This is a genomic window from Myroides sp. LoEW2-1, from assembly GCF_009767705.1.
Classification (GTDB): Bacteria; Bacteroidota; Bacteroidia; order Flavobacteriales; family Flavobacteriaceae; genus Flavobacterium; species Flavobacterium album_A.
Window position 1 is genome coordinate 1 of sequence record NZ_WSPP01000095.1, and the last position, 220, is coordinate 220.

Annotated in this window: 1 protein-coding gene; it reads right to left on the bottom strand. The window is 41.4% G+C overall.

Going from position 1 to position 220, the window contains the following annotated elements; all coding sequences use genetic code 11:
- A partial coding sequence (locus GOQ24_RS06620) for an IS66 family transposase (protein WP_160339352.1) occupies positions 1 to 220 on the bottom strand: 220 nt, incomplete at both ends.

Consider the following 220-nt stretch of genomic DNA (forward strand, 5'->3'; position numbering starts at 1 on the left):
TTCACGTCGAGCATGTGCCCAACAAGCAAGATGCGTTACATCTGACTTATTTCCATAGGCTTGGTAGCCGATAAACCCATCAGTTTGCAGATATCCTTTGAAGTTTTTTAATATAGGCAGTGCAGCACTACCGCTACGAGTAGGACTGTAATTAAACATTACAAGCTTGGATATAGGTGCATGATACACCCAATAGTAGCCAAGATGAGTTTTGTCTTTC